Consider the following 13,638-nt stretch of genomic DNA (forward strand, 5'->3'; position numbering starts at 1 on the left):
CGCCTTGGCTGCATAACTGGTAGTAGTTTCCGTCCCCTTGCGGGGAAGAGATAAGGAATGACAACTCTGTACTACGCCAAGTCGATTGACGCAGACACAGTTTCCGTCCCCTTGCGGGGAAGAGATAAGGAATGACCCGTAGTCGCAACACGGCGTCCACCCTTCTGGTGGTGTTTCCGTCCCCTTGCGGGGAAGAGATAAGGAATGACACGAATTAGCGCCGACGTTGCAAAATCCAAGCGCCAAGGTTTCCGTCCCCTTGCGGGGAAGAGATAAGGAATGACAGCTCCCGACTGACAATTCGGGTCGTCTGGAGTGAACTGTTTCCGTCCCCTTGCGGGGAAGAGATAAGGAATGACGCGAATATGCCGTGGATTTTACTCTGCAATCAAAGGTGGTTTCCGTCCCCTTGCGGGGAAGAGATAAGGAATGACTCGCAACTGCATACGCGGCCTTCCGCTCTTTATTGGAGTGTTTCCGTCCCCTTGCGGGGAAGAGATAAGGAATGACCAAACTCGGCTTTGCTCAATTTCTTGTCTGATTCTGGGGGTTTCCGTCCCCTTGCGGGGAAGAGATAAGGAATGACGGTATTGGCGGGGGCGGAGCCACCATAGGCAGCAATCAAGTTTCCGTCCCCTTGCGGGGAAGAGATAAGGAATGACGAGGTTGCCCCGTAAGCGGTAATGGAGCGGCCAGAATCCAACGTTTCCGTCCCCTTGCGGGGAAGAGATAAGGAATGACTGGTGCTGCAGCCGGGTTTACACCACCCGCTGCTTTCACGTTTCCGTCCCCTTGCGGGGAAGAGATAAGGAATGACCATCTCCTCAGTGGAGAATATTGCGGTTCCGTATCTATTTTGCGTTTCCGTCCCCTTGCGGGGAAGAGATAAGGAATGACCTAGGAACTACAAATAGAATTTCAGTATCTGGTTCAGGAGTAGAGTTTCCGTCCCCTTGCGGGGAAGAGATAAGGAATGACCCGGATTGAAGCCGGGTTCCCTGCTATTACAACAGTTATCGTAGATCGTTTCCGTCCCCTTGCGGGGAAGAGATAAGGAATGACCTAATTGGACAGGAAGCCTGGACCGGAGTGAAGGCAGCCTGGAAGTTTCCGTCCCCTTGCGGGGAAGAGATAAGGAATGACCAGCCTTTGACCCAACTGGTTCTGAGCGTAGTTCTTCGCGTTTCCGTCCCCTTGCGGGGAAGAGATAAGGAATGACACAACACCCCACCGAACGTTGTCCAGCACAGGCCAGTCAAAGTTTCCGTCCCCTTGCGGGGAAGAGATAAGGAATGACGAGCGATCGCCGGGTGATTCACTACCGGGAGTACAAGGGGTTGGTTTCCGTCCCCTTGCGGGGAAGAGATAAGGAATGACTGGAGAGAAAGCTTATAACCAGAAACGACGCGATCGGGTTTCCGTCCCCTTGCGGGGAAGAGATAAGGAATGACACTATCGCTATCGTGCCGGTGTGGGCCATACCACGATCGTGTTTCCGTCCCCTTGCGGGGAAGAGATAAGGAATGACTACATGGTAAGCGCTGCAATGGAGTGTTTACACCACTGCATTGTTTCCGTCCCCTTGCGGGGAAGAGATAAGGAATGACCCTACCTTCTAGAAACCTTTCACTATTTTATTTTCAAGGTGCAATTCCACCAAAGTACGGATGTTCGATTTAACAAAAAGATACATCTTAGTAAGAGCGTGGATAACTTCCCGAAAAAAAAGCTGTTTGAGAAAATAATAGCTTCTCTCTAACCCATCAAGCCTAAAAATATACTTAAACTCCTAATTACTCTATTTTACTCACTAAAGCTTGTGCTAACTTGATCCGACAAAATAGCAAGTGTCTTCATATTCTTTTACAATTGCCCAAACCCTGGGCTCACCCATTTCTCCCCAAACGATGCCCCTGAATTCCCTTCCAAGACAAGTTACAAAACTATGTAATCTGGAGGCTCATAGGGAGGCGGACTGCCATAGACCTTAGTCCGATCGCGGGCGATCGCATCCAGAGGATAAGCCCGCAGGCTATCTTCACTCAACTTTAGTACAGGGAGCCAGGAATTCTCCAGGAGTTGCGCTAGCGTTGGTTCATCCAGGGGACACTCAAACACCGAATATTGAACCCGCTGACATCGCTGCTCCAGACGCTTAACCAGCCGCTGACGACGTTTATCATCGGTCACATCGTAACAGACTAACCAGAGCGCCGTCATTTTAGAACAAACGCCTCATAATTCAGCCCTCGATCGATCAAACAGCGCCCCAAACAACGAGCCTGCTCCAACAAAATCTGACTCAAGCTTAAGCGGCGATTCTGAGGTGGGTAGAGAAGAGGTTGGCGTAACTGCTTTTCCAGTTCACCCAAAAACAGTTTTTTAGCCGTACTGCCCAACCAGATCCCAACCCCATCGGGAGAAGGTTCAAAATCAGCCAGATCCAAAACATCCGACTGGACCAGCGTAATCACGGCCTGATCTACCACGATAGGTCTAAACTCCTCCATCAAATCCAGAACCAGGTTGGGACGATAGGGCTCGATCGCATGAAAGAACCCCAGATAGGGGTCCAGCCCAGCCTGCACTGAGGCTGAAAATACCCTGGCCAGTAGAACGCCATAGCCCCAACTTAAGAGCGCATTGATCGGATCCAGAGGGGGTTGGCGATTGCGGCCCGAAAAACGCCATATAGCCGGAAAGTAGTGACGCAATGCCTGGTAATAGGTCCGGGCACAAATGCCTTCAATGCCCATCAACTCATCCCGACTGAGGGGCGCTGAACTGTTGTGAAGACGAGGTAAGTAAGCTGCGATCGTATCGATCGCCTCCACCAGCTCAGAAACCTGCCCCTGGGTTTTCCGATTATGGCGTTGCAGCAAAACTCGCTGATTCCGAACCTTGCCCTCTACTAATTTGTGGGCCAGAGCCAGCCCAAAGGTGGTCTCAACCATCCGGTACTGGGCCAAACGAATCGTTGGATTTGTGGCGAAGTGGCCTTGCAGCCTGCCCCGAAACTGACCATCCTGACGCAGGAAAATGGTTTCAATCCCTCGATCCAGCAATTCTGCAATGACCACACTGGTTAATTGTACCCCTGGTAACACGACCACCAATGTTAATTCAGCGACGCGCAACGTCCGAGTTTGCCCCTGCTTGCAAATAAGCAGAGCTTCATTTTGAAAGCGAACGACAGTTCCAGGCTCTGTGAGATAAAGGGTGGTCATTCGTATAAATAGATATTACCAGGAGCACAAAGTTGAGTTTTTTATTATGATAGAAAATATTCTTGCTATGCATCATTAGAAGTGATTCAAATTGGAGGACAACCGGATGTCTGATCCTTTGGCTCGTCAAGTGATCCGATATCGAACCTGGGTTGTAGCCCTGGCTAATGCAGGAATCACCTGGGTGATTTTGATTATTGCGCCCCTAGGATTATTTGCCGTGATCACCTGTACGGCTCTGGTATTCCTGAGCAGTTGGTTAGTGGGTAGTTTGTGCGATCGGGCGCTGCTGGCCTTAATGAATGTAGAAAGTTGGGATGCTTTCCTGAGTAACACCCGGCGATCGGACTTGGGAACCTCAGAACAGAGGTCCGTGAATCCCCAGGTTTTACCCACGGATCAAAGACGCAACTTGCCCGATTAACGACTGATCTTCCGATTCTAGATCAACAGACAGCGCTGCTTGTTCCCAATAACCCAACAATACGGCTCATGAGAAGATCGGGCATTGTTGGGGCCTTTCCATGAACCCAAGGGCCACAGGTCATATCCAGATAGGGTTCCTGTTGATGAACTACTGTACAGTCCTCCAGCGTACTCCGTAACACTGCGACAGGCTTCAGATTGCCCCGATCACGGCAGAACTCATGCCAGGGCGCGATCGCCTCCGGCTTTGAACTGATAATCAGATAATGGGAACAGGCTTCCAGAAGTGGTTGCTTTTCTGGTTGTACCATCCCTCCTACATCCACAATCACCAACCGCTTCTGCCGTCGCAACCTTAAAATCGCCTGAGCCTGGTAGGGAAAAAAGCGTTCTGTGAACTGGCCCCGGTTGATGGCTTTGAAGACCTCCCGTTCTGGTTCAGTGAGTTCAGGTCCCAGTTCCAGGATGTAGTTTCCCTCTCCATCCCATTGCGCCCGTTGCAGATACACATCCGGATACTGGGGCAGCAACGCCTGGAACAGGCTATGAGAAAATACGGTCTTGCCACTGTCTGGAGGACCCACCACCAACAGGGCCGGACAGAGGGCATGGGGGCGAAGGCGATCGCCCGTGGGTTCAATCGGAATGACCTGCCCAATCCGAGCCAGACGAGAATGGGTTGAAACGACCACAGCGCCCAATCGCGGGTCATAGCAGGCGACCCAGGCCGTAGGATGTAGCTCGTGCACCAGGTAGCTGTACAGCCAGATGGGGGCACGCCCAGAGATGACGACTCCTCCTGTCGTATCAATCCCTGCGGGTAAGCGCAAGTCTTCCAGAGCCTGTGGTTCGATGATGCGATCGCTACGAGTCAGCTCAATCTCCAACCATTGATACTGCAGGCCCTGAGCTGTTTGACGTGGTGTTAGGTGGAGCAAAACCCCTGACTGATTCTTGTCCATCATACGTTGGGTCTCGAAAGGTCTTATGGTATTATCGCAGCAGCTTGAATAGGGGACTTCCAATTGGGGCATCCGGGGTTCATTTATCCACCCAGTCCACAGGTGTTGCAGTGGTTGAGTGCTGGGCAACTGGGCAATCGGTTGCAACGAACCGTTCGCCTGTGGGTATTGTTGAGCCACCTCTACGGGCCAACCTGGAACTGGGCGATACAATTGCCCCAACCCTTTTCCTATCCCGATCTGCGCGATCGTTTATTTGCTCCCACCCATAAGCAGAGTGACAACCTGAGTATTGAGGTCATCACTTCGACCTGTACTGATCCGAGCTGTGCCTGTCATCAAACGATGCAAGCATGGCTTTCAGGGACTCATCTCATTCCTTCTGAACCTCGGTGGTTGGAAGAGATGATCCACCTGACTGGTCTTTCCATGGCAGAACTGCAGGGGCAGTTGCAACTGTATCCCTTTGCCACGGTGCATCGATCGTTGCGAGAGGATCTCAAACTGCTGGCTAAATTAGGCTGGTTGCAATCCTCAGATCGGGGCAGCTATTTGTGTCAGATCCCTGCTCACTGGCCCGAACCTCCAACAGAAGTTGAAACAGCTCCTGAATTAGCCCGACTCTCCTCATCCGAAACCTGGGATTTGCTGCGGGCCTTGGAATCTGTCAGTTTCATGCAACCCAATCTAGAACCCACAATTCAGGCTCTCTGGGATCAGGCAACAAAGGCAGATCCACCAATGTCTCGACTGGAGCAAGAACCGACACAGCGAATCTTTCTGGAGCTGGAATACATTCTGTTCCCAGACACTCAAGACCGGGTCGATACCTATCAGGATCAATTAACACAGCTCTGGCGCAAGGGAGAAGGTGGGGTGATCACTTTTGAATATTTCATGGCGAGAGCACAGAAACAGGTGCAGGTAATTGTGCATCCAGTTTGCATTCACTATGTGCGACGGGCGAAGTACTTGAGTGCCTATGGGCTGGACCCGGAAGGTCAGATCGGCTGGCACAATTATCGCCTTGATCGAATTGTGTCCGATCGCTTGAGAATCCTCCCCTGGGGTGATCCGCTAGTACCCAAAGCCCTCAAGGATCTGTGGCATGCAGGCCAGCTCTATACCCCAGACTATGTGCGAGAACAATTACGACAAGCCTGGGGATTTAACTTTTACCTGCGCCGTGAACTGCTGCTGTTGCGCTTTCCCAGAGCCTTTGCTCACGGGTACGTTGAAGATACGGTGCGGCATGAGACTTTTCGCTCGATCGCCTACAAAAAGATTCCCGCTTTACTGCAACGGGAGCATGTGCCAGAGCCAGAACAGCAACAAATTCTGGCACTATTGCAGCAACGATCGGCGAAAGATGCCTATTACCATGCCTGGGTTCGCATTGGGGATATCAATGTGACCATGCGCCTGCGGGATTGGCGACCAAATGGAGAGGTGTTAGCTCCCTGCTCTCTCCGTCAGCAAATGGCTGAGGAAGCGACTCAAGAGCTAGCCCACTATCAGGATTTAACTTGAGGATGTCCCTACCTTAAGATTAAAGGTAACCAGACCGAGAAACACCAATCCTTGTCAGGCAGCGATTATGGTCGTCCAAATTCCGATTCGGCTGATTCAGGTTCCACCGGGGCAACGAGTCCTGTTGCAAGGCATTGATTGGGAGAAATTTGAGGCGGTTCTGGAGGAATTGGGGGAACATCGCTCCACGAAGATCGCTTACAGCAATGGAATTTTGGAGATTATGGCTCCGTTACCGGTCCATGAATTTGACAAGGAAATCATCAGTGACTTGCTGAAAGTGTTTCTGGAAGAGTTGGAGATTGAGTTTTTGACGTTGGGATCAACCACCTTCAAAAACAAAACTATGCGGCAAGGGATTGAGCCAGATCAATGCTTTTATATTCAAAACGAATTGCCGATACGGGGCAAAAAATGCCTTGATTTAGCGATCGATCCACCTCCTGACTTAGCTCTCGAAGTTGATATTACCTCTCGCACCCATCCAGATATCTATGCAGCTTTGGGTGTACCCGAATTATGGAGACGGGATGGCGATCTGATTCAAGTCTATGTTCTCCAGTCAGGTCGCTATATTGAAGTAGAGGATAGCCCGACTGCACCCGGATGGCGACTGCCAGCGGTGATTCCACAATATGTTGAGCAAAGTCGAGCGATCGGACGAAATCAGGTCATGCGGGCGTTCCGGACTTGGGTGAGGGAGGAGTTAGAGAGAAAGGGCTAAGGGTGACGACTGAGTAGTTCCATTGCCCAATGACGATCTGCCTCTAAAAGGGGGAGTTGGGGAGGAGGAGTATCGTCGATCGTCAGGTGATACCGATCTCGCCCATCCCAAGTCAGCAGACTCGCGTGAAATCCCCTCTCGGGAGGGGTGGCCCGCAGGGCCGGGGTGGGTCTAGGAACGGGAGCAGGAGCGTTGAACCCACCTCTACCCCTCTCAAGAGGGGATTATGTATGCACGGTAGGGGATAGGGCTACACCAGTGGGATGTACTCGATGCTGGTATGCACGCTACTCCTCTGGTAAGCGATCGACATTGGGCATACTTTTCTCCCAGTTTTTGATGTCAAACAGGATGCCATTACGGACAATTTCTGCGATCGGGTTGGTCATATCTAATTTTCCAAATAAAGGAAAAATGATTTTACATCAATTGATTAGTTTAGAGTTCCCTTCGAAAAAATTCGGCGAATTTTTAATTGATAGTTATTGGCTTCTTCAATAGCTTGCTTGAGATTTTCTGTTCTACCTTCTAAGAGGGCATGAGCAACACCCCTGCGAATGCTGTTTACCTTATTAAACACCTTATAAAGAGATGTTGACTGATTATGTTTGCATAGAAATTCTTTCATTTCTTCACGGCAATCTTTATTTTTAGGATCCCTTCCCTGAACTTCGCAAACATAGGTAATTACTGCTTCAGCAAGTGTTATATAGCCAGTTGAATAACGTTTATTCTGGAAATACCAATCTGCAAGTTCTAGCTGAAATTGACTCTCACTGAGAGAACTCCTTGAAAATCTATTGACAAAATTTTCAAGAATTGATCTTACATATTTAAATGGTCCTTCAGAAACGGTTTCAGAAAGGGTAGATTTTAAATCTGAACTCTTTTGTTTAATATCCGGCACGTAGTTAATTTGAATTGCATCAGATAAAGCATGAATACGTTTTGCCAACAATTCCTCATTCTGTTGGCATAACAATTCAGCGATCAACTCACCATTCCCATAATTCTTGAGATTATAAGCACCCTTTATCCAGGTAGTAATCTCAAAGAGAGGTTTTAAATCTACTATCGGTGTTATATTCTCTAGTTCTCTAGATACCTCAAGCATTCCATAGTAAATACCTGCAATTTCAATCTTTTTTTCAGACAATAAATCATTAATAAATGTAATTGTTAGAAATTGAAGGATCGGGAGAGAACGAAAGGAGTGTGTGATATCAATGTATAATTGATCATTTTCTTCAAGATCACTTAGACTTTGACTAATTCTTTCAAAGTTTATCCATAATTCCTCTTGATTTAATCCATATTTAGTCAATACGCATTTAGACTCACCTCCAAGGACCTTATTAAGCTCTGACAAATCCAAAGAATCTAGAGAGCTTTGGTAGTTTAAAGCTTCAATTTTTTCTACAAGTTCCCAGTAATAATCTTCATCAAAGGGCACTCTTTTTGCCTTACAAAAGAAGCGGTATACTTCTTCCCACATTGATTTTACGGTTCCTATGAAAATGATTCTATCCAGCTTAAGATTCTGATAAAGAGCAGAAGCGATAAATGTTTCTTCGTAAAGCTCTTCACCTATTTTGTAGGTTGCTTTTCTATACTGTCTGAGTGAATCACCATCTTTCGTGACAGACCCAGTGCCCAGAGAAGCAATTAAAATTTTAGCCATTATGAATCACCTTTAATTAGTAAAGTTTGTCCCATTCCTAAGCGGGTTTTAATGCCTGTTCCACTAAACTGAGCATATTGCACCAACAAGTTAGCCACATTTGCTAGCAGCGGATCAATCTGGCCTCGCACCCTCAGCGTCACGTCACCTTTGAAACCGGTCACCTGCCCTTGGTGAATTTGGGTCGAATAGGTTTGAATTCTATGGTGACTGAGGACGATCGCCTCTCCCAGATACCCGATCAGATCCTCACTCCCTAGATATACGGGTGCAAAGTGGTTCCAGCGTTCCAACCAACTGCGGAACATTAGAGTTGGAACGGGTAAAGGGAGATAGGTACGGTTCTGGGCGAATGCGGTGGGGGTGAGAAACTTGAGGTCGAACCGCCGCACAGGTTCTGGTTCGGCAGCGACTAACTGGTGATAAAGACTTTCATAGCTGGTAACCTCATCTTCTCGGTTAACAATGGAGAAAGCAGCTCCCAGAAATTCCAGCGTTGAGGAGAGTTGGAGATTAGCGATCGCCTTTGAAGCCGGTTCTTGGAGACCTGATAGAGAGAGCTGGTAAAATTCTTCTGGGTGAAAAGTCAGGAAGTCTCTTGAGGCAAACCAGTGACCTAAAATGCCAGAATAAGTTGTGGTTGGAATGGCTTCATTGCCGAGTTCAAGCCCCATGCGGCGATGCAATTCCTTCACCAGTTCCATGCCATAGGACCGGGGTAAGGCAACAGGCTCAGGCACAGTCAAAGTCCAGGTCGATCGAATCAGCATGACTACACTACCTTAAACTTGACCCAGCCTGGGACAAACTTAATTGCGCCACTGGAGCCTACAACTGTGCGGCGAGACTTGGGAGCCTCAAAACCAGGAGCTTTAAGGCCACAGGTATCTCGGATTTCCATTCTCAAGTTATCGTCCAGTAACAGGTTAACGGTAGTTCCGGCCATGCCACTGGCCCAGCCGACCCGTAGGCTAAAAGGACATTGCTCCGGTTCATACAATGTTCGAATGTCGCTGAAATCAAGATTTTTCCCCTGCGCATTGGGATTATTCTTCACTTCCTGCCAATAATAGTGCTCGTGATCCCATTGGTCTTGGGCAAATTCCTGGCAAATCTTGAGCAGATCCTCGATCGTCTGAAAGGGCAGGGTCATCCTCTGACTATGACGAAACCAAGAGAGCATGGTTTCGTCGAGGGTAATCGTAAATTGGGTTTGCGCTAATCGAACCATTTCTGTATAGATCGAGGCTCTATACTTGGCTTTCCAATCAGGAAAGTGGCTGGAGACAATTACTTCCGTTGTAATGGCTTGATTAATCGCACCCTTTTGGCCTCTTTTGTTGACAATTTCCTGTTCGATTAAAGGATCTGAGTCAGTCACATGAACTGCCCGCATAAAATCTGTATTCGGACCTTCTCTGGCAGAAACGGGTTTTCCCTGATAGATGAGATCAAAGTCAGCAAAGAGCCGGTTCATAAATAAGCTATCGTCTGTAAATTTAGCCCGGTGTCTGAGTTCCCCCATGCTTTTGCGGAGTCGGCTTTCGATGGCACTGATTTGATTCTGTTGCGGGACGTTAAATCGCTCAGCATGCTTGAGCAGGTAGTAGGCGATCGCTGTTCGTATAGCCCCTTTAAGGGAAGAGCCAGGAATATAAAGCTGCCCCAAACCATTGCGAATCATCGGACGCAATTCGGTAATCTTCTCTCCTGTCCACTTGGCGCTAATCAAGTGTTCGGGGAAGAGACGATCACCCTCACTGGTGAGGGCAGTTTGCCAGCGATCGCCAAAGGTATCTTCCAACAGGGATGTAATGTCTCCCCGGTCTTCAACTCGCTGAATGAAATCATCCAAGCGTCCCCGTTCTTTTAATGCCCTGGCCAGGGCATTTTGATCAGGAAGATAAACTCGCCGTCCCGTTTGCACACATTCAAAGGGATTTAACTTCGATACGGCTGACCCAATATGCAAAATGGGACTGGTCAGTTGAATTCGACAAGTCTTATAAACATCTGGTTTGGTGAGGACAAAATCAGGGGCTTGGGTCATACCAGTTCTCAACTTGAAGGCCAGCAAAGTTTTGATAATCTGAAACGTTATCTGTTACCAGGACCAACTGATTTGTTTTAGAGATCGCAGCAATTTGCCCATCTACAAAGGGAGGTGTTCGTCCCATTGCGAGACCAATCATGCACTCGTACTGCTTCCCAAAGGTTAGGTTTTTTTCTGATCCAGAGATCGTAGTTTTCAGTAGAAATCAAAACTGCAATTCGCTGACCAAGGTGGGTTAATTCAATTGTATTTCCCAGTTGAATTTCAGTTTGAATTTTGTCAAACTGGCTTTGAAGCTGGTTAATGGAATATTGATAAGTCATATTTCCCCCCTCGCGAAGTCAATTAGATGTTTTTTCACGCTTTAACTGGCAAACTTACAGCAATTCCACTGCGGTAGATCTTGTGGGTATTGAAATTCTCAGGCGTAACATCAGCGAGTTTGCCCTGGGGTTTGTCTGAGAAAACAGACCCCTCCACAAACATTTGGACAGATTTTCGTCGTTGTTGCCGACCTGAGAAGGGAGAAGTAATCCATCCGCCTCGCTCCTGCAATTCGTAACTGGCTTCTTGAAACAAACTGCTTTTAGCTGTAATTGCATCATCCCAAAAGACACTGAGTAGACTGTGGCGATTCGCTTCAGGAATGGTGATTAGATCATTCCACTGGGAGGGAAGATCCAGCCATTCCGCCTCAAATCGCCCTGCTCCGCTTGATCGCTCTCCACCTAATCCTTCTTCGCCCAGGAAATTCAGTGTCGTGTGAAGTTCTTCCTCCAGAGCTGAATTTGCTTCAGGAAGATGGAGGAGAAAATAAAGCCCTGAAAGGCTTTTAACCCTGTTGCCATTTTGTTCTGATTGATAATGGACAAACCCTGTGTGGTAGAAGTTGGTTGCGCTGGTTGTACGATCGATCGCGACCTTGGGCAGCTTATGTTTTTCAAAAGCTTTGCCATAATCAAATGTTCCAGCCTGGTCTAAGGTCTGGCCCTTAAATCCACTATCATTCTTCTTAGTTTTAGCTATCAGTTGGCAACGATCTCTGGCTGTAAAACCCTCACCTTGGTACCATTTTTGCCAAATTTCTAAGGGTAAAAACTTCAGACCTTTGAAGGTTTTGGCAAAATCCATATCATCCTCTCCAGCGGGATAGTTTTTGGGCAAAGCCACTGGACGAGGAAGATAGTAAATGGATTGGTTGTTGACTTCACGATAGATAAAGGTGGAACTGAGGCGAAAGGGAGGTTCTGCTTCAGTCTGGAAGCGATCGAGCAGGTTCTCAACAGGATATCCCAGGCGAGCATAGATGGTGATCAGGGCACTGAACAGGGTATCCGATCGGACCCGTTCGCTGGTTTCTTCCAGGCCAATCCCTAACTCACCAAAATGAACTGGATTTTGCCCAAACTTGAGTTTTACTATTTTCCACCTTTTCATCGCCTACCTCAAACAGTTGGCAGTAGATCTTGAATTTCATTGAATTTTTCAGGCAATTTAGAAGTATTCTCAATTGGAGCTTCTAAAGCGTTATGAGAAGGCAAAACTAGTATAGTGTTCTGATTAGAGGATACGAGTCGATAATCTCGATAGTGAAATAGTAAGTTCTCAAAACTGACTTTACCGTAACCACGAGAACCATGACCACCTAATGCATCATCCTCTAAAATAAAAATTGCTTGCAATAAGTTCTTCAGATCCGTTCGAGCATCATTTAAAGACTTGGCAACATCTTCCGCTGATTTATTTTCACTTTCAACGGTATAAACCATTTCAAAGTCAAATCTAGCTCCTTTAGGAACACGTTCTATTTGTCTTGGATTTGCTGCTGCTGTAATTCGATCCAAACCGTTCTCAAACTTCCATTCAGTCATGTAAAGCCCAGTATCAATTTTCTCAAGTCTGGAAGCATTCAAGAGATGACAATCCCGAACAATCAAATGAGCAGGTGAATTTCGTCCTTTAGCGTAAGAGAATTCTTCACCACTCTCTTCTAAGTCAGTACGGGGAAGCTTACGAAGGTCATTAACGCGATCTAAACCCTCTGAATCAATGATAGAAGTTTTAAGCCAGCAGTTATTTCCTGTAGAACCAAAAACTCTGCTGACAGGGCAATTTCGAGCACCAGTAAATTTAATGGGTGCAGTATTTTGTCCGAGTTCTGTGTAACCATCTTCCAAATCGTCACTCTCGTAGCGGTAAGTCCCTGAACCTCCTTTGCGATTTATAGGTTTTCCCTCTAATCGCTCCAGGATTGATCTGAGCTTTCCCTTAAGGGAGGAACCAGGAATATACGGCTGACGAGTCAAAGGATCTCGAATTACAGGTTTATCTAGTCCACCAATATCAAGGTTTTCACCACCTCCACCAATGTGTAAGCCAGTTTCAACAACTAACTCACCTTTGATAAAGAGTTTTCCTAACAGAAATTTTTGTTGCATCATCATAATCACTCTCCACCTGCCTCTTTGTGATAAGCAATAATCGCTTCAACCAATTGAACTAGCCTCTCAAAATCCTTCGGTGATTTCACTTTCTCTTTAATTGCAACAGTGATAACATCACTAAATTCTTTGGCGGGATTGACCTTATCCTTTTTTTTCATCTCCTCTCGTTTTCGAGCAGCAGCATAAGCCAGTTGGGGTTGAAGAAAAGCAATATCATTATCTACTATGGAAAACTCATCTCCTCGATTCAATCGAGCTTCAATTTGTTTCACTGCATCTAGAAATCTTCGCAGATGATTAGTTTTTAACTCATGTTTTTTAAGGTGTATGCCAAATTTTCTGGCTTGTTCAACAAGCGTACGGACTTGATATTGATGTAATCCAGACTCTAATTTTTTAATAGTTGTCTGAATTTCACTTGTGATATTTGTAACCTCATCACTTTGCTCAACAGATTCTGGTTTTTGTTGAACACTTTGATTTGATCCAAGCGACTGTTTCTGATGAATTTGCGGAGAAGATCTTGTAGGTCGGTTGAGTGGTTGTGTCATAAATGTGATGTCTAAGTGATTAATTCAAGTGGGCGCGTAG

At 47.1% G+C, this 13,638-nt stretch carries 12 protein-coding genes and 1 CRISPR repeat array; of the genes, 3 read left to right on the forward strand and 9 right to left on the reverse strand.

From position 1 onward, the window contains the following. Window positions 1–25: 25 nt before the first annotated feature. Window positions 26–1,607: a CRISPR direct-repeat array (repeat unit 37 nt; unit sequence GTTTCCGTCCCCTTGCGGGGAAGAGATAAGGAATGAC). 328 nt (window positions 1,608–1,935) lie between these two features. After that, window positions 1,936–2,220: a CRISPR-associated endonuclease Cas2 gene (cas2, locus tag BST81_RS06590; RefSeq protein WP_075597756.1), complete on the reverse strand. Its 285-nt coding sequence runs from the start codon at window positions 2,218–2,220 to the stop codon at window positions 1,936–1,938. Next, entirely contained in the window at window positions 2,217–3,227 is a 1,011-nt protein-coding gene (gene cas1, locus BST81_RS06595) for a CRISPR-associated endonuclease Cas1 (RefSeq protein WP_075597757.1), read from the reverse strand. The genes cas2 and cas1 overlap by 4 nt, the downstream gene beginning before the upstream one ends. A gap of 106 nt (window positions 3,228–3,333) precedes the next feature. On the opposite strand from cas1, the gene csx18 reads away from it, so the two are divergent. Continuing rightward, window positions 3,334–3,651, forward strand: coding sequence for a CRISPR-associated protein Csx18 (csx18, locus tag BST81_RS06600; protein ID WP_075597758.1), 318 nt, complete (start codon window positions 3,334–3,336; stop codon window positions 3,649–3,651). 22 nt (window positions 3,652–3,673) lie between these two features. Here csx18 and crn3 read toward each other — a convergent pair whose 3' ends face one another. Beyond that, complete coding sequence (crn3, locus tag BST81_RS06605) at window positions 3,674–4,618, reverse strand: CRISPR-associated ring nuclease Crn3/Csx3 (RefSeq protein WP_075597759.1); 945 nt, start codon at window positions 4,616–4,618, stop codon at window positions 3,674–3,676. Between the two features lie 99 nt (window positions 4,619–4,717). Here crn3 and BST81_RS06610 point away from each other — a divergent pair, with 99 nt between their 5' ends. Further along, window positions 4,718–6,145: a TIGR03985 family CRISPR-associated protein gene (locus BST81_RS06610; protein WP_253188109.1), complete on the forward strand. Its 1,428-nt coding sequence runs from the start codon at window positions 4,718–4,720 to the stop codon at window positions 6,143–6,145. A 67-nt stretch (window positions 6,146–6,212) separates the two neighbouring features. Beyond that, window positions 6,213–6,869: a Uma2 family endonuclease gene (locus BST81_RS06615; RefSeq protein ID WP_075597761.1), complete on the forward strand. Its 657-nt coding sequence runs from the start codon at window positions 6,213–6,215 to the stop codon at window positions 6,867–6,869. A 433-nt stretch (window positions 6,870–7,302) separates the two neighbouring features. Here BST81_RS06615 and csx2 read toward each other — a convergent pair whose 3' ends face one another. The 6 genes from csx2 to csm2 all read right to left on the reverse strand — a co-directional run bounded on the left by csx2 (window position 7,303) and on the right by csm2 (window position 13,598). Continuing rightward, complete coding sequence (gene csx2 / locus BST81_RS06620; protein WP_075597762.1) at window positions 7,303–8,550, reverse strand: TIGR02221 family CRISPR-associated protein; 1,248 nt, start codon at window positions 8,548–8,550, stop codon at window positions 7,303–7,305. Continuing rightward, window positions 8,550–9,320, reverse strand: a complete 771-nt coding sequence (cas6, locus tag BST81_RS06625) for a CRISPR system precrRNA processing endoribonuclease RAMP protein Cas6 (RefSeq protein WP_075597763.1) — start codon at window positions 9,318–9,320, stop codon at window positions 8,550–8,552. The genes csx2 and cas6 overlap by 1 nt, the downstream gene beginning before the upstream one ends. A 2-nt stretch (window positions 9,321–9,322) precedes the next feature. Next, the gene (csm5, locus tag BST81_RS06630; RefSeq protein WP_075597764.1) at window positions 9,323–10,600 is read right to left on the reverse strand and encodes a type III-A CRISPR-associated RAMP protein Csm5; all 1,278 of its coding nucleotides are present in this window, start codon (window positions 10,598–10,600) and stop codon (window positions 9,323–9,325) included. Between the two features lie 360 nt (window positions 10,601–10,960). Continuing rightward, window positions 10,961–12,040 carry a type III-A CRISPR-associated RAMP protein Csm4 gene (gene csm4 / locus BST81_RS06640; RefSeq protein ID WP_075597766.1) on the reverse strand — a complete coding sequence of 360 codons (1,080 nt, stop codon included), beginning with the start codon at window positions 12,038–12,040 and terminating at the stop codon, window positions 10,961–10,963. Between the two features lie 8 nt (window positions 12,041–12,048). Beyond that, window positions 12,049–13,047 (reverse strand): type III-A CRISPR-associated RAMP protein Csm3, encoded by a 999-nt coding sequence (csm3, locus tag BST81_RS06645; protein WP_075597767.1) that lies wholly within the window; start codon window positions 13,045–13,047, stop codon window positions 12,049–12,051. 2 nt (window positions 13,048–13,049) lie between these two features. Next, entirely contained in the window at window positions 13,050–13,598 is a 549-nt protein-coding gene (gene csm2 / locus BST81_RS06650) for a type III-A CRISPR-associated protein Csm2 (RefSeq protein WP_075597768.1), read from the reverse strand. Between the last annotated feature and the right edge of the window lie 40 nt (window positions 13,599–13,638).

The sequence above is a fragment of the Leptolyngbya sp. 'hensonii' genome, assembly GCF_001939115.1.
Lineage (GTDB): Bacteria > Cyanobacteriota > Cyanobacteriia.